The organism is Pseudomonas sp. ES3-33 (assembly GCF_000952175.1).
Classification (GTDB): Bacteria; Pseudomonadota; Gammaproteobacteria; order Pseudomonadales; family Pseudomonadaceae; genus Aquipseudomonas; species Aquipseudomonas gregormendelii.
On record NZ_JZRI01000080.1, the window covers coordinates 1 to 21,947 of the forward strand.

The following is a 21,947-nucleotide window of genomic DNA, read 5'->3' on the forward strand; positions in this document are numbered from 1 at the left end:
GCCCCCAAGCAGATCATCTGTGCCGCGATGCGCAAGCTGCTGCATTTCGTTTACGGCGTGCTCAAGTCGGGCCAACCATATGACCCGAAACTTGCGCTTGCTCAGTGAGGTTCAAGACGGTATCTACAGTGGATTGGTGTTCACCCGGTAGGCGCTGCCGCAGGCTGCGATGTTTTGCTGTTCAGCTTTACGCCAGTCTCTGAGCCTTCTCTTCTTCACCCAGACAAGCGGCCGCAGTAAACAAGACATCCGTCGACGAATTCAACGCAGTTTCCGCCGAATCCTGAATCACCCCGATGATAAAACCGACCGCCACCACCTGCATGGCGATCTCGCTCGGGATGCCGAACAGGCTGCAGGCCAGCGGAATCAGCAGCAGCGAACCACCGGCCACACCCGAGGCGCCGCAGGCGCAGATGGCCGCGACCACGCTGAGCAGAATGGCGGTGGGTATGTCCACGGCAATGCCCAGCGTATGCACGGCAGCCAGGCTCAGGACGGTAATGGTGATCGCCGCACCCGCCATATTGATCGTCGCGCCCAGCGGGATCGAGACCGAGTAGGTGTCTTCGTGCAGGCCCAGGCGCTTGCTCAACTCCAGGTTCACCGGAATATTAGCCGCCGAACTGCGGGTGAAGAATGCGGTGATGCCGCTTTCCCGCAGGCACATCAGCACCAGCGGGTAAGGGTTGCGACGCAGTTTCCAGTAGACGATGGCCGGGTTCATCACCAGCGCCACGAACAGCATGCAACCGAGCAGGACCGCCAGCAGGTGCAGGTAGCCGACCAGGGCACCAAAGCCCGAGGTGGCCAGGGTCGAGGCCACCAGGCCGAAAATCCCCAGCGGGGCAAAGCGGATCACCATGCGCACGATCAGGGTCACCCCGTTGGACAGGTCGCCCAGTACCTCGCGTGTGGTGTCGCCCGCATGGCGGATGGCCACGCCCATGCCGATCGCCCAGGCCAGGATGCCGATGAAGTTGGCGTTCATCAGCGCGTTCACCGGGTTGTCCACCACACTCAACAGCAGGCTCTGCAATACCTCACCGATTCCGCCAGGTGCCGTTACGGCCACGTCCTGGGTGGAGAGCACCAGGCTCGACGGGAACATCATGCTGGCAACGACCGCGACCACCGCCGCAGCGAATGTGCCCAGCAGGTACAGGAACAGGATCGGCCGGATGTGAGTCTCCTGGCCGTGCTTGTGATTGGCGATCGACGCCATGACCAGCACGAACACCAGGATCGGCGCGACTGCTTTCAGCGCCGAGACGAAGACCTTGCCGATGAATGCAGTGGACTTCGCCACGTCCGGCGCGAGCAGCGCCAGGGCAATGCCGGCGATCAGGCCGATGATGATTTGGGTAACCAGGCCGGTGCTTTTCAGGCGGTGCAGCAGGGAAGGGGATGAAGGGGTCATAAAGCGGGCATCTCTGATTTTTTTAGGTGCGGGCTAGCCGACGAACAGGGTGTGCATATCGCGGGGCGCGGACTTTATCACAGCGTAGGCTCGATCCTTCAGACCTGTGACGATTGGCCGCCCGGTTGTTCAACCGGTTTTGCAGGTTCGTGCATCCCGGTGCGCAAACACTTCTGGTAGGATGGCCCATCCTCATTTTCAAGTTCTGCCAGTGGGCCTTCGGGCTAGCGCTGGTGTCGTCGTTTTCCTGGAGTTCTGCATGCTGTTGCCCATCCTTCTGTTGTCGGCCGCCGGTTTCACCGTGCTGACCACGGAGTTCATCATCGTCGGCCTGTTGCCGGCAATCGCTCGAGACCTGGCTGTCACCATCCCGCAAGCGGGCCTTCTGGTGACCCTGTTCGCCTTCACGGTCGCTGCATTCGGCCCGTTCCTGACCGCGTACTTCGCCCGGTTCGAACGGCGAAAATTGTTTATTTCGGTATTGATCATGTTTGGCCTGGCCAACACGCTCGCCGCGTTTGCCCCCAACATCTGGGTGATGGCCGCTGCGCGCCTGATTCCGGCGCTGGGGCTGCCGGTGTTTTGGGCACTGGCCAGTGAAACGGCAGTGGACATCGTGGGCCCTGACTTCGCCGGGCGGGCAATCGCCAAGATCGGCTTTGGCATCGTCTGCGCCACGGTATTTGGCATCCCGGTGGGCACGCTGATTTCCGATGCGTTCGGCTGGCGCAGTGCCTTCGGCATTCTGGCGGTGATCGCGTTTGCCAAGGCATTGCTGCTGTTTATCTACCTGCCCAGGACCAGCCTGCATCAGCACCAGGTCAGTTTCCGTTCGCAATTCAAGATCCTGCGCAGCCCGTTGATGATCGGCCATGTGCTGTTGTCGATCCTGGTGTTCAGCGGCATGTTTACCGCCTACACCTATCTGGCGGATATCCTCGAGCGGCTTGCCGGTTTCAACGGCACCCTGGTCGGCTGGTGCCTGATGGGCTTCGGTGCGGTCGGTCTGATCGGTAACTCCCTGGGCGGCCGTGCCGTGGATCGCCATCCGCTGATTGCTTCGGTGATGTTTTGCGCATTCATGATTGCCGGCATGGTGACGCTGGTGCCGAACATTCATTCGACCCTGGGCCTGGCGGCGGCGATGGGGATCTGGGGCGTGACCCAGGCTGCGTTGTTCCTCGTCAGCCACGTTCGGCTCATGAAGGCCGCCCCCGAAGCGCCAGCGTTTGCCGCGTCGCTGAACATTGCCGGGGCCAACCTTGGCATCGGCCTGGGCGCCATGGTGGGTGGTCGCGTGATCGACAGCGTTGGCCTGCAAGGCCTGGGGTTCGCCGGGGCGGCGTTTATCCTTGCCTCGATCCTGCTGGCCATCGCCCTGATGACCTTCAAACCCAGGGAAGTTTGCGCCTGAAAGCTTAAACCCCGGGAAACAGCTCTCGTCGGGCGCCTTCGGTAATCGCAACGATACCGGGGTGCTTGACCTTGCGCTCCACCGAGATGGCGTAGAACGATTCGGTGACCGCATCCGTCTGGCCGATCAACTCCACGCCATATTGGCGTCTGACTTCATCGGCGATCACGCTGGGGCCGATGAAGATCCCGCTGCCGGATTGCCCGAAGGCCTGCATCAGCGCGCTGTCATCGAACTCGCCGACAATTCTTGGCTGTATCTGCTGCTCGGCGAACCAGCGCTGCAAGCGACTGCGCACCACGGTTTCCGGCCCGGGAATCAGTAGCGGGGCACCGTGAAGGCTGCGGGGAAAATCCTGGCCGTATTGCGCCGCCAATTGCGCAGTGGCGAAGAAGCTGATGCCGCACTCCCCGAGTTTCTGGCTGTAGCCCTTGATGTCGAGGTGCGAGGGCATGGGGCTGTCGGAGATCACCAGGTCCAGGCGCTGGATCGCCAGGTCGGCGAGCAGGCGTTCGAGTTTGTCCTCGCGACAGGTGATGCGCATCGGCTCGCTCAACTCCATGGTCGGCGCGATCAGGCGGTAGACGATGGATTTGGGTACAACGTCCGCCACCCCTACCCGAAACAGAATCTGTTGTTCGTTGGGCTGGGCGCGCAGCATCAGCTCCAGTTCGCCACCCAGCTGGAACATTTGCTCGACGAAGGGCAGGGTCTGGCGCCCGGCTTCGGTCAGCTCCAGCTGCCGGCCGACGCGCTGGAACAGTTCGATCCCATAGGTTTGTTCCAGCAGCGAGATCTGCCCGCTGATGGTCTGCGGCGTCAGGTTGAGCTGTTCGCAGGCGCGCACAATGCTGCCGGTTTTGGCCACGACCCAGAAATAGTGAAGCTGGCGATAATTGAGCATGTCGATCAACAGTTCGTTAAAACCGAAGTATAACAGCCAAAAATACGAATTTTACTGAACTGTTTCGGTCTCTAGAATGCAGCGCTATCAACGGGCCACTGTATTGGCTGCGTTTGTTCTAACGAGGAAATTTCATGAAGTTTAAAACCACGGCGTTGTTGGTCGCGTCTTTACTGTTACTGGCGGGCTGCGACCAGGCTGAAAAAAGCGCTCAGCAGTTGATGGGCAAGGCCGCTGAGACTGCCAAGCAGGCTATCGACGATACACATAAAGCTGCAGAGCAAGCGATTAGCGACGCCACCGGCGGTTTGATCAGCAAGAAAGAATCATCGGCCGAAGAAAAAGACGACACTGAATCTTCGTCCCAGGAAATCTAAACCGTCTCAACGAGTCAGGACTGACCCATGGAATATCTTTTAGAACTTGCTGTAAGCCCTACCGCCTGGGTTGCCCTGGCTACGCTGGTGGTGATGGAGATCGTGCTCGGCATCGATAACCTGATCTTCATTTCCATTTTGACGAACAAACTCCCCGAGCAGCATCGGCAAAAAGCACGACGCATCGGTATCGGCATGGCGCTGATCCTGCGCCTGGCACTGTTGAGCACCATTGCGTTCATCGTCCAGTTGACGGCACCCGTGATCGAAATCCTCGGCCACGCGTTCTCCTGGAAAGACATGATCCTGATCGCCGGTGGCCTGTTCCTGTTGTGGAAGGCGACCACTGAGATCCATCACAGCATGGACCCGGCGCCGGAAGATCCAAAGTCGGCGACTTCCACCGTGACGCTTGGCTTCGCGGCGGCCATCGGGCAGATCCTGATGCTGGACCTGGTGTTCTCCATCGACAGCATCATTACCGCTGTCGGCATGACCGAGCATTTGCCGATCATGATCATCGCGGTGGTGGTGTCGGTGCTGGTGATGTTGCTGGCGGCTGATCCCCTGGCCAAGTTCATCAACGACAACCCGACCGTGGTGATGCTGGCGCTGGGCTTCCTGATCATGATCGGCATGACGTTGATCGCCGAAGGCTTCGGCGCCCATGTTCCAAAAGGCTATGTGTATGCGGCCATGGCGTTCTCGGCCACGATCGAATGCCTGAACATGATGTCGCGACGGGCCAAGCAGAAGCGTGCGACTGCTGAAGCTTGACGCTCACTGAAAACGCAACGGCCGCCTGGTAATCAGGCGGCCGTTTTTGTTTGTTGAACCCTGGCCAGTCAGTGCGCAGAGACGGTTTTGCGGGGCTGCGCCAGGGGTGCAGGTTGCACCGGGTGGTGATGGCGGCGGGCAATACGCAGCACGCCCCACAGCATGGCGGCCGCGACCGCCAGCCATCCGGTTACCAGCATCAGTATGATCATTGCCAGGCTCATCAGTGCCTCCTCTTTGCCCTGCTGCGGGCAACCACTCTTGCTAAATGACAGTCTAGCCGTTGCCACGTTGCAGGCTATTGACCAAAGGTCGCCTGTCACCAACCAGTTCGCTCTATCGAAGTGCCGCTACTGGCACTTGAGGCTATACCCTGGCTGCCTGTCGCCCTATGATCGACGACCTGGCCGGTCGATCGATTGCCGGCATTTGCACAAGAGAGAGATGATGGTACGGGTATTTCCTCGAATTATGGCTGCAGCACTGTTCGCCTGGAGCCTTGCGAGCCTGACTGGCTGCGCCGGCAGCGTCTCGCCGCAAATCAAACGGCTGCCGGAACGGGTCGAGCTCAGTGGCACCTTCTATCGCGGGCAGACCCATCAAAGCGGTCCGCAGGTGCTGGCCAGCCTGCTGTCGCAACAGGGCATCGCGATCACGCCCGGTCTGCTCGACAAGCCGCTGCGTCTGCCGGGTGCCGAGGCTCAGCTGCAGCAGAACATGGTCAACCTTGCCCGGGAATATGGCCTGGTGGTCTACCCCCTGGACGACGATCTGCCAGCATTGCTCACCCAGGTGGCCGCCGGTTATCCGGTGATGGTGCGGTTCAACGAAGGCTCGGCGTTCTGGGCTGGGCCGCGCTACGCCATTCTGTCGGGTTACAACACCCAGAAGCAGACCGTTCTATTGCGCGCCGGGATGGATCGCCGGACGCTGATGAGCTTCAGTTCATTCGAGTCGGCGTTCAAGGACGGCGGCGGCTGGGCGGTACTGCTTCAGAAGCCGGAGCAGATCCCTGCCGATGTCGATCAGCAACGCTGGCTGAAGGCAGCTAACGATCTGGCCCAGGCCGGTCAGGAGCAAGCTGCCGCGCGGGCGAAGAGGGCGCTGGGCTCTCAGTAGTCCGTTCGTCATCTGCCGGGCACCGTCGCGCGTCGCACGCCTCTGAAGTACAAGGCCCGGGTTTTCCGGGCCAGACCAAGGAGGCGCCCATGGCACATTCAAATACTCCCGCCGGCCCGCATTCATCGGAGCATTCGTCCGGTGATGACCTGGGTTTTGATCCTGATTCGCCTGACGCTGCAGACCCGCAAGTCGATCCCGTCGGGCCCGCCATCGCGCCGCTGGACAAGGATCCGAACAAGGACGAGAAGGCACCGGCCAAGCCTTACGACCCGCTGAGTGACCTCAAACCCTGATTTTCTGTGAGGTGCGTATGTCTACCGATTCGAGTTTCAATGACAAGCGTCCGGACAGTGTCCCGACTACCCCTGAGGACGATATCGACCCCGTCTTGGATCCGGACAGTCCACAGCGCGATCCAATGGCGCGTCCGCTGGTGACGCCGGCCGAACACCACAGGGATCCAAGTGCGGGAGATGGCATTCCGGATGATGACCAGATGCCGCTGCCAAACGACTGATGGCAGGTAATAAAAAGCCCCGAACGATCGGGGCTTTTTTTGCGGCTGCGTTTATTTGGACGCCTCGACCACACCGCTCTGGCGGCTCTTCAGGTTCTTCTCCGACTTGTATTGCAGCGCCACCGACGGCACGTTCGCGCCCTTGCCGGTTTCTACCCAGCTGCGAATCCGGCTGGCATCGGCGAAATGAGTGTACTTGCCGAACGCATCGAGTATCACCAGGGCGACCTGGCGATTGCCCATGGTCGTCACCAGCACCAGGCAATGTCCGGCCTGATTGGTGAAACCGGTCTTGGTCAGGCGGATGTCCCAGTTCGGCTTGTTCACCAGGTGGTCGGTGTTGCGAAAGCCCAGGGTGTAGTTGGGTTTGCGGAACGACACGGTTTTTTCCTTGGTGGTGCTTAGCGTCGTCAGCAGCGGGTACTTGTGGGCGGCCACCAGCAGTTTGCTCAGGTCCCGCGCTGTCGAGACGTTGCGAGGGGAAAGGCCGGTGGGCTCGACAAAGTGAGTGCTGGACATGCCCAGGGCCTTGGCCTTGGCGTTCATGGCGGCGATGAACGCGACGTAACCGCCCGGGTAGTGATGGGCGAGGCTGGCCGCGGCGCGGTTTTCCGAAGACATCAGGGCAATGAGCAGCATTTCCCTGCGCGGCATTTCGCTGTTGAGCTTGACCCGGGAGAACACGCCTTTCATTTCCGGCGTGTCGCTGATGTTGATGGAAATGTATTCGTCCATGTTCTGGCGCGCTTCAACCACCACCAGCCCCGTCATCAGCTTACTGACAGAGGCGATGGGCACGACCACGTCCGGATTGCTCGCATAGATGACTTTGTTGGTCTGCATGTCCATCAGCAACGCGCTGCCGGAGGCGATCTTCAGGTGTGTGGCATCCCGAGGCGCCGAGGTGGTTTCGGCGGCGTTGACCGATGGCGTGATGAATGTCCCTGTAACTGCAAAAACCAGGGTCAGGATGGAAAGACGGATTTTCACGCTGGCAGACTCATAAGAGGTGGATAAGCCGTTTTGTAACGGGCTATTTCTTAAAACCGACGCATTTTAGGAGTATGGCTGAAGAACTGTCGATGGTTGATCAAATAACCGGTGAAAGTCCTTGAAAAGACGTACAAAACAGCGGGTTTCCGGCGAATGGTAGGTTGGGTTCGGCGAATACAAAAAACCCCGCCATTGGCGGGGGTTGTTGGCTCAGCTTGCACGGCACAAAACGCCATCAGCCATGCAGGGTTTCTGCTGCGTACAGGGTGTTTTCCAGCAGGCACGCACGCGTCATCGGACCTACGCCGCCAGGCACCGGGGTGATCCAGCCGGCGCGGGGCAGGGCGGTTTCGTAGATCACGTCACCGACCAGCTTGCCGTCGTCCTGACGGTTGATGCCGACGTCGATAACGATTGCGCCTTCCTTGATCCACTCGCCCCGGACCAGCCCCGGCTTGCCGGCGGCGACCACCACCAGGTCAGCGCGGCCGACGTGGCCGGCCAGGTCCTTGGTGAAGCGGTGGGTGACCGTCACGGTGCAGCCGGCCAGCAGAAGTTCCATGGCCATCGGGCGACCGACGATGTTCGATGCGCCTACGACCACCGCGTCCATGCCGTACAGGTCGACGCCGGTGCTTTCCAGCAAGGTCATGATGCCTTTGGGTGTGCACGGGCGCAGCAGCGGGATGCGCTGGGCGAGGCGGCCGACGTTGTAAGGGTGGAAACCGTCAACGTCCTTGTCCGGGCGAATGCGTTCCAGGAGCTTGGAAGCGTCCAGGTGTTCCGGCAGGGGCAGTTGAAGCAGGACGCCGTCGATTGCCGGGTCGTCGTTGAGGCGATCGATCAGCTGGGTGAGTGCTTCCTGGGTGGTTTCTGAAGGCAGGTCATAAGCTTGGGACAGGAAGCCGACCTCTTCACAGTCTTTACGCTTGTGCGAGACATAAACCTGAGAGGCAGGATCGCTGCCGACCAGGATCACCGCGAGACCGGGCGTGCGCAGGCCTTGCTGGCGACGCTCGGTGACGCGTTTGGCGATCTGCTGGCGCAGGCTGGCGGCGATCGATTTGCCGTCGATTAGTTGTGCAGTCATTGCGCGTGATTAACCATCGAGAGGGGAAAAAAAGAGAACGCATTCTCGCATGTCATGCGGTGAGGGCAAAGGCGCTTGGTCTGCAAATTCCTCTAACCCCTTTAATTAAATGAATTTTTTTTAAAAAGGATTTGACGCCCTTTGGGGCGGTCTATACTATTCGTCGCACTTGTCGGGCACAGCCTAGCACTGGTTAAGAAGGTTGAGCGGAGTTCCGATTCTGCGAGACTGGAAAGCACTTAGTTTGTAGTCGTCCAAGAGTACAGATTAACAAGGCGCCCGTAGCTCAGCTGGATAGAGCATCCGCCTTCTAAGCGGATGGTCGCAGGTTCGAGTCCTGCCGGGTGCGCCATTAGGCAGCTTTGGCACAAGTAGCGCGATATGGTGGGCGTAGCTCAGTTGGTAGAGCACGGGATTGTGACTCCCGTTGTCGAGGGTTCGATCCCCTTCGTCCACCCCATATTTCAAAAGGCGCCAGATTAACAGTCTGGCGCCTTTGCTTTAACAGCTTCAACCCGCGGATGTGGTGGAATTGGTAGACACACTGGATTTAGGTTCCAGCGCCGCAAGGTGTAAGAGTTCGAGTCTCTTCATCCGCACCAAATAAAGCTTCAGTCATGCCGCTTGGCTTGAGTGGGGTTCGACGAGAAACTCCGGTTCACTTGTCATGCTACATGGTGGGCGTAGCTCAGTTGGTAGAGCACGGGATTGTGACTCCCGTTGTCGAGGGTTCGATCCCCTTCGTCCACCCCATATTTCGAAAGGCGCCAGATTTAACAGTCTGGCGCCTTTTTTGTTTCAGTGGTTCACGGCCGCAGTTACTGGGTCGTAGTGGCGGGGCGTTTCGTCGTATTTATGTTTTTCGATGATGCCGCGCCCCCCGCCGGCCTTGTTCGCAAGGTCGGTTGTCCGGGGTCTGCTCGGCAACCCCTTCTATATATAGGAGGGTTGGTGCAGAGCCCTGGCGTGATTGACCGTATTTGCCATTGGGGCGGGCTGCATTGGTGTATCCGCCCCTATAAATTGCCTGCCACGTTTTTACCCGTTTTCAGTAGGGTGACTTCTTGAGTTTGACCTACTAGAATGTATGCCCTTGATTCTGGGGTCGGAAACGGCCGGCCAACGTCTGTGCAACGAGGAATATCCATGCAAGTTTCTGTTGAAAATACTTCTGCTCTTGAGCGCCGCATGAGCATCACCGTGCCGGCTGAGCGCATCGAGATTCAGGTCAACAAGCGTCTGCAGCAGACTGCCCAAAAGGCCAAGATTGCTGGATTCCGTCCAGGCAAAGTGCCAATGAGCGAAATCAAGCGCCGTTTTGGTGCTGATGCCCGCCAGGAAGCTGTTGGTGACGTGATCCAGTCTTCGTTCTACGAAGCCGTAGTTGAGCAAAAGCTGAACCCGGCTGGGGCTCCTTCGATCGAGCCAAAATCTCTGGAAGCTGGCAAAGATCTGGAATATGTAGCCATCTTCGAAGTGTTCCCTGAGTTCACCGTTGCCGGTTTCGAAGGTATCGCTGTCGAGCGCCTGAGCGCTGACGTAACTGATGCTGATCTGGACAAGATGCTGGACGTACTGCGCAAGCAGAACACCCGCTTCGAAGAAACTGATCGCGCTGCTCAGAACGATGACCAGCTGAACATCGATTTCGTTGGCAAGGTCGACGGCGAAGTGTTCGCTGGCGGTTCCGCCAAAGGTACTCAGCTGGTGCTGGGTTCCGGCCGCATGATCCCTGGTTTCGAAGACGGCCTGGTTGGCGCTAAAGCCGGCGAAGAGCGCGTTCTGAACCTGACCTTCCCTGAGGACTATCAGAACCTCGACCTGGCCGGCAAGACCGCTGAGTTCACCGTCACCGTGAACAGCGTTTCCGAGCCGAAACTGCCAGAACTGAACGAAGAATTCTTCGCTCAATTCGGCATCAAGGAAACCGGTTTGGAAGGCTTCCGCGCCGAAGTTCGCAAGAACATGGAGCGCGAGCTGCGCCAGGCCATCAAGTCCAAGGTCAAGAATCAGGTAATGGACGGTCTGCTGGCCACCAACCCGATCGAAGTGCCAAAAGCCTTGCTGTCCAACGAAGTTGACCGTCTGCGTGTGCAGGCTGTTCAGCAATTCGGCGGCAACATCAAGCCTGATCAACTGCCTGCCGAGCTGTTCGAAGAACAAGCCAAGCGTCGCGTTGTACTGGGTCTGATCGTGGCTGAAGTGGTCAAGCAGTTCGACCTCAAGCCTGACGAAGCCCGCGTTCGCGAAATGATTCAGGAAATGGCTTCGGCCTACCAGGAACCTGAGCAGGTCGTGTCCTGGTACTACAAGAATGACCAGCAACTGAACGAAGTTCGTTCGGTTGTGCTGGAAGAACAAGTTGTGGATACTGTTCTGCAGAAGGCTAACGTGACCGACAAATCGGTCTCTTACGAAGAAGCAGTCAAGCCGGTAGAAGCTGCACCAGCCGCCTGATCGTTTTTGCGCTAAGAAGTACACACCATAAGCCAGCCTTCGCGCTGGCTTATGCGTATTCAAGACATAACTATTTGGGAGCGACTGCAGAGCATGTTCCGTAATTCTTATATTCAGCAGAACTCTGATATCCAGGCCGCAGGCGGCCTGGTCCCGATGGTTGTCGAGCAATCCGCTCGTGGCGAGCGCGCCTATGACATCTACTCGCGTCTTCTCAAGGAGCGCGTGATTTTCCTGGTTGGCCCGGTAGAGGACTACATGGCCAACCTGATCTGTGCGCAGCTGCTATTCCTTGAAGCGGAAAATCCGGACAAGGACATCCATCTCTACATCAACTCCCCGGGCGGTTCGGTGACTGCAGGCATGTCGATCTACGACACCATGCAATTCATCAAGCCGAACGTGTCGACCACCTGCATTGGACAAGCCTGCAGCATGGGCGCATTCCTGCTGACGGCCGGTGCCCCGGGCAAGCGTTTCTGCCTGCCGAACTCGCGCGTGATGATTCACCAGCCACTGGGCGGTTTCCAGGGCCAGGCTTCGGACATCGAAATCCATGCCAAGGAAATCCTGTTCATTCGCGAGCGTCTCAATACGCTGATGGCCAAGCACAGCGGGCACACACTTGAAGAAATCGAGCGCGATACCAACCGCGATAATTTCATGAGTGCGGAAGCCGCGCGTGCGTACGGGCTGATCGATGAAGTGATCTCCCAGCGCCCAGCTTAAAATAAGCAGCTCAAAATAGGGCTGGTCGGCTTGTCTGATCACCTGCGGACTTGAAAAAGCCCGCAATAGCCTTCATCTTGTGTTGCAAGCCTATCGGATTTGGATCGATCGAATGACTGACACCCGCAACGGCGAGGACAACGGCAAACTGCTTTATTGCTCCTTCTGTGGCAAAAGCCAGCATGAAGTGCGCAAATTGATTGCCGGTCCCTCGGTCTTTATTTGCGACGAGTGCGTCGACCTGTGCAACGACATCATCCGTGAGGAGGTGCAGGAAGCCCAGGCCGAAAGCAGCGCGCATAAATTGCCATCGCCTAAAGAAATCAGCGGCATCCTTGATCAGTATGTGATTGGTCAAGAGCGTGCGAAGAAGGTTCTGGCCGTAGCGGTGTACAACCACTACAAACGTCTGAACCAGCGCGACAAAAAGAATGACGACGTCGAACTCGGCAAGAGCAACATCTTGCTGATCGGCCCGACAGGCTCGGGTAAAACCCTGCTTGCCGAAACACTTGCCCGCTTGCTGAACGTTCCGTTCACCATCGCCGACGCTACCACCCTCACGGAGGCGGGTTACGTAGGTGAAGATGTCGAGAACATCATTCAGAAGTTGTTGCAGAAGTGCGATTACGACGTGGAAAAGGCCCAGATGGGCATTGTCTACATCGATGAGATCGACAAGATCTCGCGCAAGTCCGACAACCCGTCGATCACCCGGGACGTTTCCGGTGAAGGCGTGCAGCAGGCGCTGCTCAAGTTGATCGAAGGCACGGTCGCTTCCGTTCCGCCTCAAGGTGGTCGCAAGCATCCGCAACAGGAATTCCTTCAGGTCGACACCCGTAACATCCTGTTCATCTGCGGCGGTGCGTTCTCCGGTCTGGAGAAAGTCATCCAGAACCGTTCCACCAAGGGTGGCATCGGTTTCAACGCCGAAGTGCGCAGCAAGGAAGAAGGCAAGAAAGTCGGTGAGTCCCTGCGTGAAGTCGAGCCTGACGATTTGGTCAAGTTCGGTCTGATCCCGGAATTTGTCGGTCGTCTGCCGGTACTTGCCACGCTGGACGAGCTTGATGAGGCTGCGCTGATGCAGATTCTCACCGAGCCGAAAAATGCTCTGACCAAACAGTATGCCAAGCTGTTCGAGATGGAAGGTGTTGACCTGGAATTCCGGGCTGACGCGCTGAAATCGGTTGCCAAACGTGCCCTGGAACGCAAGACCGGTGCCCGTGGACTGCGCTCGATTCTCGAAGGTGTACTGCTCGACACCATGTACGAAATCCCCTCGCAATCCGAGGTGAGCAAGGTGGTGATCGATGAAAGCGTGATAGAAGGCAAGTCCAAGCCACTGTATATCTACGAAAACAGTGAGCCGGCTGCCAAGGCCGCGCCAGACGCTTAAGCGTCACGCAGCTGGAATAAAGAAGGGGCCTTCGGGCCCCTTTGCTTTTTGCAGGTTTTAACACAGTCATTGCGCTTGTTTTTTTTCAAGGCAGCCCCCATCTTGGTTTCAAGCTTACTTCCATCTGTTTACGGCCTTATGGCCGCCGTAGAGGCGAAATCATGAAGACAACCATCGAATTGCCTCTCCTGCCATTGCGTGATGTTGTGGTTTATCCGCACATGGTTATCCCGCTGTTCGTGGGGCGCGAGAAATCTATCGAAGCCCTCGAGGCCGCGATGACGGGTGACAAGCAGATCCTTCTGCTGGCCCAGAGAAACCCTGCTGACGACGACCCCGGTGAAGATGCCCTTTACCGTGTAGGTACCATTGCGACTGTCCTGCAGCTGCTCAAACTGCCTGACGGCACGGTCAAGGTTCTGGTCGAAGGTGAGCAGCGGGGCGCCGTGGAGCGCTTCAGCGAAGTGGACGGCCATTGCCGTGCAGAAGTCTCCCTGATCGACGAAGTCGACGCACCGGAGCGCGAGTCGGAAGTTTTCGTTCGCAGCCTGCTGGCCCAGTTCGAACAATATGTGCAGTTGGGCAAGAAGGTCCCTGCTGAAGTCCTGTCGTCGCTCAACAGCATCGACGAGCCAGGCCGCCTGGTCGACACCATGGCCGCGCACATGGCCCTGAAGATCGAGCAGAAGCAGGAAATCCTCGAAATCATTGATCTGTCGGCCCGGGTCGAGCACGTGCTCGCGCTGCTGGATGCCGAAATCGACCTGCTGCAGGTCGAAAAACGCATTCGCGGTCGGGTCAAGAAACAAATGGAGCGCAGCCAGCGCGAGTACTACCTGAATGAGCAGATGAAGGCCATTCAGAAGGAGCTCGGCGACAGTGACGAAGGCCACAACGAAATCGAAGAGCTGAAAAAGCGCATCGATGCCGCTGGCTTGCCGAAGGATGCCCTGGCCAAGGCCCAAGGCGAATTGAACAAGCTCAAGCAGATGTCGCCGATGTCGGCGGAAGCGACCGTGGTGCGTTCCTACATCGACTGGCTGGTGCAGGTGCCGTGGAAGGCCCAGAGCAAGGTTCGCCTGGATCTGGCCCGCGCCGAAGACATCCTCGACGCCGACCACTATGGCCTGGAAGAAGTCAAAGAGCGGATCCTCGAATACCTCGCCGTGCAAAAACGCGTGAAGAAAATTCGCGGCCCGGTGTTGTGCCTGGTCGGTCCTCCAGGGGTCGGTAAAACGTCCCTGGCGGAGTCGATTGCCCACGCCACCAACCGTAAATTCGTGCGCATGGCCCTCGGTGGCGTGCGTGATGAAGCTGAAATCCGTGGTCATCGCCGTACTTACATCGGTTCGATGCCAGGAAGATTGATTCAAAAGATGACAAAGGTGGGTGTGCGTAACCCGCTGTTCCTGCTCGATGAAATCGACAAGATGGGCAGCGACATGCGCGGCGATCCGGCGTCGGCGTTGTTGGAAGTGCTCGACCCCGAGCAGAACCACAACTTCAACGATCACTATCTGGAAGTCGACTACGACCTGTCCGATGTGATGTTCCTGTGCACCTCCAACTCCATGAATATCCCGCCTGCGCTGCTCGACCGGATGGAAGTGATTCGTCTGCCGGGCTACACCGAAGACGAGAAGATCAACATCGCCGTCAAGTACCTCTCGCCCAAGCAGATCACTGCCAACGGCTTGAAGAAAGGTGAGCTGGAATTCGACGCCGAAGCCATCCGCGACATCATCCGCTACTACACCCGCGAAGCCGGTGTACGGGGGCTGGAGCGACAGATAGCCAAGGTTTGCCGCAAGGCGGTCAAAGAGCACGCAATGGAAAAACGCTTCTCGGTGAAGGTCACTGCCGACATGCTGGAGCACTTCCTGGGCGTGCGTAAATTCCGCTACGGCCTGGCTGAATCCCAGGACCAGATCGGTCAGGTAACCGGGCTGGCGTGGACCCAGGTGGGCGGCGAACTGCTGACTATCGAAGCCGCAGTCGTGCCAGGCAAGGGCCAGTTGATCAAGACCGGTTCCCTGGGTGATGTGATGGTCGAGTCGATCACCGCTGCTTTGACGGTGGTGCGCAGCCGGGCCAAAAGCCTGGGGATTCCCCTGGATTTCCACGAGAAGCGCGACACGCACATCCACATGCCGGAAGGGGCGACCCCGAAGGACGGCCCTAGCGCTGGTGTAGGCATGTGCACGGCCCTGGTATCGGCCCTGACTGGGATCCCGGTGCGCGCGGATGTCGCCATGACCGGTGAAATTACCTTGCGTGGCCAGGTGCTGGCGATTGGTGGTCTGAAGGAAAAACTGCTCGCGGCACACCGCGGTGGAATCAAGACCGTGATCATTCCTGAAGAGAACGTACGCGATCTGAAGGAAATTCCTGACAATATTAAGCAGGATCTGCAGATCAAACCGGTTAAATGGATTGACGAGGTCCTGCAAATTGCGCTGCAATACGCGCCGGAGCCCTTGCCTGATGTGGCTCCCGAGATAGTCGCAAAGGATGAAAAACGCGAGTCTGACTCTAAGGAAAGAATTAGCACGCATTAATACGCATTTGCCTGGGGGGCTTCCTTGACAGCTTTTTAGAGCCCTTGTTATAAAGCGGCTCTTATAGTGTCTGTAGGCCATTCAGCACTCGTTTTTGCTTTCACCAAAAAACTTAGAATCATACTCAAATAGATATAAGGGGACTTAGAGTGAACAAGTCGGAACTGATTGATGCTATCGCTGCATCCGCTGATATCCCGAAAGCTGCTGCTGGCCGTGCGCTGGACGCTGTAATCGAATCCGTCACTGGCGCTCTCAAGGCTGGCGACTCTGTTGTTCTGGTTGGCTTCGGTACTTTCTCCGTGACTGATCGTCCAGCTCGCATTGGTCGTAACCCACAGACCGGTAAGACGCTGGAAATCGCAGCCGCCAAGAAACCAGGTTTCAAAGCCGGTAAAGCACTGAAAGAAGCTGTCAACTAAGTTCGATTCAGGTTTTTGCCTATCCGGGTCGGGGTCATACCTGACCTGGCAGCGGAGCGGTAGTCCAGTCGGCGAGTCGCCGGTCCGAGACGCCGAGGGTCGCACGTTCGATCCCCTCGGTCCGCTCCGCCAGTTACGAGAAGGCGCATCCTCGGATGCGCCTTTCTTCTATCCGGATTCTACCCACGCTCCACGGTTGCCTAATTTTGAAGTTCAACCGTTTCTGGGGGACGCATGCTGCAAAATATCAGGGACAATTCACAAGGCTGGATTGCCAAAACCATTATCGGGATCATCGTTGTACTGATGGCTTTCACCGGTGTCGAAGCCATATTCCAGGCGACTAGCAACAGCCAGGACGCGGCCAAGGTCAATGGTGAAGAAATCAGTCAGAGCGAGCTCAGCCAGGCGGTTGATATGCAACGCCGTCAGCTGATGCAACAGCTGGGCAAGGATTTCGATGCCTCGCTGCTCGACGAGAAAATGCTGCGCGAATCTGCCCTCAAGGGCTTGATCGACCGCAAGCTGCTGCTGCAAGGTGCGCAGGACTCCAAGTTCGCATTTTCCGAGGCTGCTCTGGATCAAGTGATCCTGCAGACGCCTGAGTTCCAGGTAGACGGCAAGTTCAGCGCCGAGCGCTTTGATCAGGTTATTCGTCAACTGGGCTACAGCCGGATGCAATTCCGTCAGATGCTGGCTCAGGAAATGCTGATCGGCCAGTTGCGTGCAGGCCTTGCGGGCAGCGGTTTTGTCACCGACGCCCAAGTGCTTGCGTTTGCTCGCCTGGAAAAACAGACCCGTGATTTCGCCACCTTGAATGTCAAGGCCGATCCGGCGGCTGTGAAGCTGACTGACGATGAGGTCAAGGCTTACTACGACGAGCACGCCAAGGAGTTCATGACGCCGGACCAGGTGGTCATCGATTACATCGAAATGAAGAAGTCCTCCTTCTTCGATCAGGTCAGCGTCAAGGACGAGGACCTGCAGGCGGCTTATCAGAAAGAGATCGCGAACCTGTCCGAGCAGCGTCGGGCGGCGCACATCCTGATCGAAGTGAATGACAAGGTCACCGAGGCGCAAGCCAAGGCGAAGATCGAAGACATTCAGGCGCGCTTGGCCAAGGGCGAGAAGTTCGAGGCGCTGGCCAAGGAATTTTCCCAGGATCCGGGTTCGGCGAACAACGGTGGCGACCTCGGCTACGCAGGTCCGGGTGTGTATGACCCGGCCTTCGAAACGGCCTTGTACACCCTGGCCAAGGATCAGGTTTCCGCACCGGTTCGCACCGACTACGGTTTCCACCTGATCAAGCTGTTGGGCGTGGAAGCACCTGAGGTGCCGACGCTGGCCACCCTGAAAGACAAGCTGACCCGCGAACTGAAAGCCCAGCAGGTTGAACAGCGTTTCGTCGAGGCTACCAAGCAGCTCGAAGACTCCTCGTTCGAAGCTTCCGACCTGGCCCAGCCGGCCCAGGACTTGAACCTGACCGTGCACACCTCCAAGCCGTTCGGCCGCGAGGGTGGCGAAGGTGTTACGGCCAATCGTGCCGTGGTCACTGCAGCGTTCAGCCCGGAAGTACTGGATGAAGGTGCCAACAGCACCGCCATCGAGCTGGATCCTGAAACTGTGATCGTGTTGCGTGCAAAGGAACACCTCAAGCCTGCCCAACTGCCGCTGGAAAGCGTGAATGCCAGCATTCGTTCGCAGTTGGCCAAGGAGCACGCCAGTGCTGCCGCCAAGACCAAGGCCGACGAGTTGATCGCCAGCCTGCGCGAGGGCAAGGCCCCAGCGGACAAGGCGATTGACGGTCAAGGCTGGAAAGTCATCGAAGCCGCCACTCGTGCTCAGGAAGGGGTTGACCCGGCTGTGCTGCAGGCGTTGTTCCGCATGCCGAAGCCGGCTGCCAAGGACCAACCGACCTACAGCAGCGTGACCCTGGCAGATGGCAGCCTGGTAATCGTGCGACTGAATTCGGTCAACGAAGCCGCTGCACCGACCGACGAAGAGAAGGCTCAATACCGTCGCTTCCTCGCCTCGCGCATTGGCCAGCAGGACTTTGCCGCGTACCGTAAACAGCTGGAAAGTGCTGCAGACATCAAGCGTTTCTGATGCCTTGCCACGCTACACGCTAGACGAAAACCCCAGCCAGCCGGCTGGGGTTTTTTTTTGAGCTCGCATTCGGTTAAGTAACATTGCTGATTAGCCAGATGGAATGGGAGGCTGAAATGATGGTCAACCACCTGTAATTGTTACAAGACGCAATCGATGCGACGCTAAGCATCGATCTGTTGCACAATACGCCCCGGACCGTTTTCTTCAGGATGTTCAATGTTTAAATCATTTCCCATGCGTGTTGTCGGGCTGGCATTGGTGCTGGGCGCTGCTGCCGGCTGTTCGTCGAAGAAAGCCGCCATCTACGAGCATGAGAACTTCGATGACTCCGGTACGTTTTCACGCAATTACCCGGTGACCGACGCACAAACCTGTGAAGCCGCTCGTCGGGCTCTGTTGAGCCAGGGCTATATCATCACCAGCAGCGATCCAAAACTGGTGAGTGGCCACAAGAGCTTTCAGCAGACTGGCGAAACCCACATGGAAATCAGTTTCAGTGTGGTGTGCGCCGATGACGGCAGCGAAGGGCACCACGCGACCATGTTCGCCAACGCCTTGCAAGACCGCTATGCATTGAAAAAGACCAACAATTCCGCAAGCCTGGGTGTCGGTGTGTTGGGCTCGGTATCGATGCCGATCGGTTCGTCGGATGATTCGATGGTGAAGGTGGCCAGCGAAACGGTATCGTCCGCCAAATTCTACGAACGCTTTTTTGCCCTGGTCGAGCTGTTCCTGCCCCCGGAAGCAAAAAAAGCTGCACACATTCCGGAAAAGCCGAAAACCGATCTGGGCATGCCTGAAACCAAGGCGGCACCGGCTGCGCTGGTACCCGCACCAGCACCAGTACCGGCTGCTGAGCCGGCGCCAGCAGCACCGATAACGGAACCTGCCCCGGCGCCGATCGAAACGGCTCCTGCGGCTTCCGAGCCGGTTACGCCACCGGCTGAAGCGGCACCGATCACGCCAGCCGAAGTCAGCGAGCCTGCGTCATCGACTGAAACAGTCACGCCACCGCCCGAATCGAGCCTGCCGCCGCCCAGCGAACCGATCCCGGCCATGCCCGCTTCAGGTCAGTAATATTCGGTCATTGATCCATGTCACCCAGGCCGTAGCTCTACGGCCTGTCTAGAAAAACCCCCGCGATAAATTCCCTGACGCCTGCTACGTTTTAATCGGTAGCCGCCGAGCGGCGCACCTGCGTCATTTTTCTTTCATGCGGGCACTTTATGCTCAAGGCGCTGGTCATTTATTCAGGCGTTTTTTTTAACGAGCAGTGAGGGATGTAACAATGGACGATTATCAAGAAGAACTGCTCGAGTACCAGGCATTCGAACTCGATCCGCTGGAACCTGCCGAAGACGCTACCGAGCTCTAGGCCTCAGGCTGATTGGCGATGGCTTCGGCGAAATTCGCCGGGGGTTTGGCCGCTCCAGCGCTTGAAGGCCCTTTGAAAGGCTTCGGCTGAAGCGAAGCCCAGCAAATAGGCGATTTCTCCGAATGCCAGTTCGGTGTCACGGATGTAGGTCATGGCCAGGTCGCGACGGGTATCGTTGAGGATTGCACGAAACTGCGTGCCTTCTTCAGCAAGCTTGCGCCGCAAGGTCCAGGTGGGCAGCTTCAGGCGTGCCGCCACTTCTTCCAGGTCGGGTTCCCGGCCGCCATTCAATAACGGCCCCAGCAGCTGAGTGATGCGTTCACGCAGGCTGCGCGTGCGGGTCAATTGTTCCAGTTCCCGCTCACACAGCTGCAACAGGTGGCGCCAAGTGCTGGGGCAGTGCTCCGGGTTACGCTGGCCGAGGCTGGCAAGGCTCAAGCGCAGCTGGTTGTGCTCGCTGCCAAACTGAATCGGGCAGTCGCCCAGGCCTTCGTAAGCTTGCGCGTAGTCTGGGGTCTGGAACTCGACTTCGATGCGTTCGGCGCGCAACGGGGCAGGGCACAGGCTCGACAGTTGATGCAACCAGCCCGAGATGATCGAATCCACCACAAAGCGGTTGTAGCTGTTGTACGGGCTGATGGAATAGAACCGCAACCAGGCACCCTGGGCGTCTTCGTGAAAGCTCGATTGGCCGCGGTAATTGGACCCGTACAAGGCTTCAAAGCGAATCAGGCAGCGGGCTCCTTCGCGTACTGTCGGAGCCTGGGCGGCGGTGATGCCCGCCAGGCCGGCCTGACTCAGGCGACTGAGCTGGCCCATGCGCAGACCCAGTGCGGCATTACCGGTCAGTTGGATTGCGCTGTGGCCCAGGCGCATGTAGCGAGGGATCGATAACCGCGCACCGGCTTCGCTCAAGCGCGCGGCGTCGAGCCCGTATTGCTCGAGCAAGGGCTGCGGGTCCAGGTCGTGGCTGCGCACCGCATCGGCCAGGCTGTGGACGAAGCCCACCGACAGGTCTCCGAGGCGCATCGGCAGCGGTTTCATGGCCTACAACCAAAGGTTCAGCAGGCGTGCGCCACGGGCATCGCCGTCGGCAAAATGCTGGCCGTTGCTGCTGAGAAAACTATGCCCGGCGCTACCCTTGTCCCAGAACTGGCCACGCAGGAACACACTCATGCCGCCGATGGCCTGGCTGCTCGGTGGTTGCGCAGTCAGGGTCAGGCGTTGCCAGGCCTGGCCTTCACTGAGCTCACCGGCCTTGAGGCTGACCGAGCTCGGAGTGGCCAGCCCTTTGTAGCCGCGCCATGGTTGATCCCAGGCGCCGCGTCCCATGACATAGGCCGGTACTGCTACCAGTTGCGCACCCTGTTCGTTGAGTTTGCGGTAGTTGTCCGGGTACCAGCTGTCACTGCCGATCAGTACGCCCAGGCGTCCGGCCGGCGTGTCGACGACATTCATGGCGTGCTCGCCATTGGCAGCGATCACATCACTTTGATCGAACACCGGATGGATCTGCCGTTGAGGCTGGCCGATTGGCAATCCGTCACGACCAAACACCACGCTGCTGTTGAACAGCGCACCACGGCCGATCCTCAGCCTGCCATCGATGATGCTCGGTTCGGGTAGCACGATGGACCCTGCGACCAGGGTCACGTTGAATTCTTTCGCCAGGCCACCGAAGAGTGCCTGGTAGTCCTTGGCCATGCCCTTGGCCTTCATTCGCAAATGCGCGTCATCCAGGCGATTGTCGCCTTCGGCTCCGATCCAGGCCCGGGCGAACTTCAAGGGGTTGCTCGCGGCCAGCCAGTTCATGGCTTCCTTCAGCGTGGTGGCCTGGTACAACTCGTCTTTTTCGCCGCTCACCATCAGCCAGGTGCCGACGTGTTCCGGCAGCACGACGATGGTTTTTTCGTTGAGCAGGCCCTGTTGTTCGGCCTTTTGCAGGTAAGCCGCCAGTTTGCGATGCAGGCGCGCCGGGCTTTGATAATCGGTGGGGAACAACTCGGGTTGGATACCCAACAGGTTGCCATGAGTGCCCGGAACACCCTGGTCGACCGCGAGATCAATGCGCAGGTCGGAGAGGTAATGTCCCACGGGACGGTCTGCGGCCCACATCGCGTAGGTCGTCAGGGCGGCAATCAATGCCATGGATAAGGTCAGGTACAGAAGTTTGCGCATGGGAAAACAGTCAACGGCCGTGTGCAGGGTTCGCGAGTAGGGTAGGGCCCATGCCGGCGCTTGCCAAGGGGCGCTGCGCATTTGGATCAATAAGTTGTCAGTTTCGGTC

General features: G+C 58.4%; 20 protein-coding genes, 4 tRNA genes and 1 pseudogene. 18 read left to right on the forward strand and 7 right to left on the reverse strand.

What is annotated here, in order from left to right:
- Positions 1-108, forward strand: a pseudogene (locus UB23_RS30285) (IS110 family transposase); the annotation flags it as partial.
- A gap of 79 nt (positions 109-187) precedes the next feature.
- Here the strand turns inward: UB23_RS30285 and sstT are convergent.
- Positions 188-1,420, reverse strand: coding sequence for a serine/threonine transporter SstT (sstT, locus tag UB23_RS15320; RefSeq protein WP_045060154.1), 1,233 nt, complete (start codon positions 1,418-1,420; stop codon positions 188-190).
- Between the two features lie 259 nt (positions 1,421-1,679).
- On the opposite strand from sstT, the gene UB23_RS15325 reads away from it, so the two are divergent.
- The gene (locus tag UB23_RS15325) at positions 1,680-2,834 is read left to right on the forward strand and encodes an MFS transporter (RefSeq protein ID WP_045060155.1); all 1,155 of its coding nucleotides are present in this window, start codon (positions 1,680-1,682) and stop codon (positions 2,832-2,834) included.
- 4 nt (positions 2,835-2,838) lie between these two features.
- Here UB23_RS15325 and nhaR read toward each other — a convergent pair whose 3' ends face one another.
- Positions 2,839-3,738, reverse strand: coding sequence for a transcriptional activator NhaR (gene nhaR / locus UB23_RS15330; RefSeq protein WP_045060156.1), 900 nt, complete (start codon positions 3,736-3,738; stop codon positions 2,839-2,841).
- A 134-nt stretch (positions 3,739-3,872) separates the two neighbouring features.
- Between nhaR and UB23_RS15335 the strand changes: the two genes are divergently transcribed.
- Positions 3,873-4,115 carry a hypothetical protein gene (locus tag UB23_RS15335; protein WP_045060157.1) on the forward strand — a complete coding sequence of 81 codons (243 nt, stop codon included), beginning with the start codon at positions 3,873-3,875 and terminating at the stop codon, positions 4,113-4,115.
- 27 nt (positions 4,116-4,142) lie between these two features.
- Positions 4,143-4,892, forward strand: a complete 750-nt coding sequence (locus tag UB23_RS15340; protein WP_045060158.1) for a TerC family protein — start codon at positions 4,143-4,145, stop codon at positions 4,890-4,892.
- Between the two features lie 68 nt (positions 4,893-4,960).
- On the opposite strand, the gene UB23_RS29925 is transcribed toward UB23_RS15340, so the two are convergent.
- Positions 4,961-5,104, reverse strand: coding sequence for a hypothetical protein (locus UB23_RS29925; RefSeq protein WP_177328564.1), 144 nt, complete (start codon positions 5,102-5,104; stop codon positions 4,961-4,963).
- A 235-nt stretch (positions 5,105-5,339) separates the two neighbouring features.
- Between UB23_RS29925 and UB23_RS15345 the strand changes: the two genes are divergently transcribed.
- The 3 genes from UB23_RS15345 (at position 5,340) to UB23_RS15355 (ending at position 6,531) form a co-directional block, all read left to right on the forward strand.
- Entirely contained in the window at positions 5,340-6,011 is a 672-nt protein-coding gene (locus UB23_RS15345) for a peptidase C39 family protein (RefSeq protein WP_045060159.1), read from the forward strand.
- Positions 6,012-6,100: 89 nt separating this feature from the next.
- On the forward strand, positions 6,101-6,307 hold the full coding sequence (locus tag UB23_RS15350; protein WP_045060160.1) for a DUF6021 family protein: 207 nt from the start codon (positions 6,101-6,103) through the stop codon (positions 6,305-6,307).
- Between the two features lie 17 nt (positions 6,308-6,324).
- Positions 6,325-6,531 (forward strand): hypothetical protein, encoded by a 207-nt coding sequence (locus UB23_RS15355; RefSeq protein WP_045060161.1) that lies wholly within the window; start codon positions 6,325-6,327, stop codon positions 6,529-6,531.
- 51 nt (positions 6,532-6,582) lie between these two features.
- On the opposite strand, the gene pbpG is transcribed toward UB23_RS15355, so the two are convergent.
- The gene (pbpG, locus tag UB23_RS15360; protein ID WP_045060162.1) at positions 6,583-7,521 is read right to left on the reverse strand and encodes a D-alanyl-D-alanine endopeptidase; all 939 of its coding nucleotides are present in this window, start codon (positions 7,519-7,521) and stop codon (positions 6,583-6,585) included.
- 238 nt (positions 7,522-7,759) lie between these two features.
- Positions 7,760-8,614, reverse strand: a complete 855-nt coding sequence (gene folD / locus UB23_RS15365) for a bifunctional methylenetetrahydrofolate dehydrogenase/methenyltetrahydrofolate cyclohydrolase FolD (RefSeq protein WP_045060163.1) — start codon at positions 8,612-8,614, stop codon at positions 7,760-7,762.
- A gap of 275 nt (positions 8,615-8,889) precedes the next feature.
- Between folD and UB23_RS15370 the strand changes: the two genes are divergently transcribed.
- From UB23_RS15370 to UB23_RS15420, 11 genes are all read left to right on the forward strand, one after another.
- Positions 8,890-8,966 (forward strand) — tRNA-Arg (locus UB23_RS15370).
- Positions 8,967-8,998: 32 nt separating this feature from the next.
- Positions 8,999-9,074 (forward strand) — tRNA-His (locus UB23_RS15375).
- A gap of 57 nt (positions 9,075-9,131) precedes the next feature.
- A tRNA-Leu gene (locus UB23_RS15380) sits at positions 9,132-9,216 on the forward strand.
- A 75-nt stretch (positions 9,217-9,291) separates the two neighbouring features.
- Positions 9,292-9,367: transfer RNA gene (locus UB23_RS15385), tRNA-His, on the forward strand.
- 393 nt (positions 9,368-9,760) lie between these two features.
- Positions 9,761-11,071: a trigger factor gene (tig, locus tag UB23_RS15390; protein WP_045060164.1), complete on the forward strand. Its 1,311-nt coding sequence runs from the start codon at positions 9,761-9,763 to the stop codon at positions 11,069-11,071.
- A 93-nt stretch (positions 11,072-11,164) separates the two neighbouring features.
- Positions 11,165-11,800 carry an ATP-dependent Clp endopeptidase proteolytic subunit ClpP gene (gene clpP, locus UB23_RS15395; protein WP_045060165.1) on the forward strand — a complete coding sequence of 212 codons (636 nt, stop codon included), beginning with the start codon at positions 11,165-11,167 and terminating at the stop codon, positions 11,798-11,800.
- Between the two features lie 112 nt (positions 11,801-11,912).
- Positions 11,913-13,196, forward strand: a complete 1,284-nt coding sequence (gene clpX, locus UB23_RS15400) for an ATP-dependent Clp protease ATP-binding subunit ClpX (protein ID WP_007946893.1) — start codon at positions 11,913-11,915, stop codon at positions 13,194-13,196.
- Positions 13,197-13,357: 161 nt separating this feature from the next.
- On the forward strand, positions 13,358-15,754 hold the full coding sequence (lon, locus tag UB23_RS15405) for an endopeptidase La (RefSeq protein ID WP_045060166.1): 2,397 nt from the start codon (positions 13,358-13,360) through the stop codon (positions 15,752-15,754).
- Between the two features lie 149 nt (positions 15,755-15,903).
- On the forward strand, positions 15,904-16,176 hold the full coding sequence (locus UB23_RS15410) for an HU family DNA-binding protein (protein WP_002552737.1): 273 nt from the start codon (positions 15,904-15,906) through the stop codon (positions 16,174-16,176).
- A 234-nt stretch (positions 16,177-16,410) separates the two neighbouring features.
- A complete protein-coding gene (locus UB23_RS15415; RefSeq protein ID WP_045060167.1) occupies positions 16,411-18,282 on the forward strand; it encodes a SurA N-terminal domain-containing protein in 1,872 nt (623 codons plus the stop codon).
- Positions 18,283-18,501: 219 nt separating this feature from the next.
- A complete protein-coding gene (locus UB23_RS15420) occupies positions 18,502-19,362 on the forward strand; it encodes a DUF2242 domain-containing protein (protein ID WP_045060168.1) in 861 nt (286 codons plus the stop codon).
- A gap of 301 nt (positions 19,363-19,663) precedes the next feature.
- Here the strand turns inward: UB23_RS15420 and UB23_RS15425 are convergent, their stop codons facing one another.
- Entirely contained in the window at positions 19,664-20,704 is a 1,041-nt protein-coding gene (locus UB23_RS15425) for an AraC family transcriptional regulator (RefSeq protein WP_045060169.1), read from the reverse strand.
- Positions 20,705-20,707: 3 nt separating this feature from the next.
- Complete coding sequence (locus UB23_RS15430; RefSeq protein WP_045060235.1) at positions 20,708-21,838, reverse strand: carbon-nitrogen hydrolase family protein; 1,131 nt, start codon at positions 21,836-21,838, stop codon at positions 20,708-20,710.
- Between the last annotated feature and the right edge of the window lie 109 nt (positions 21,839-21,947).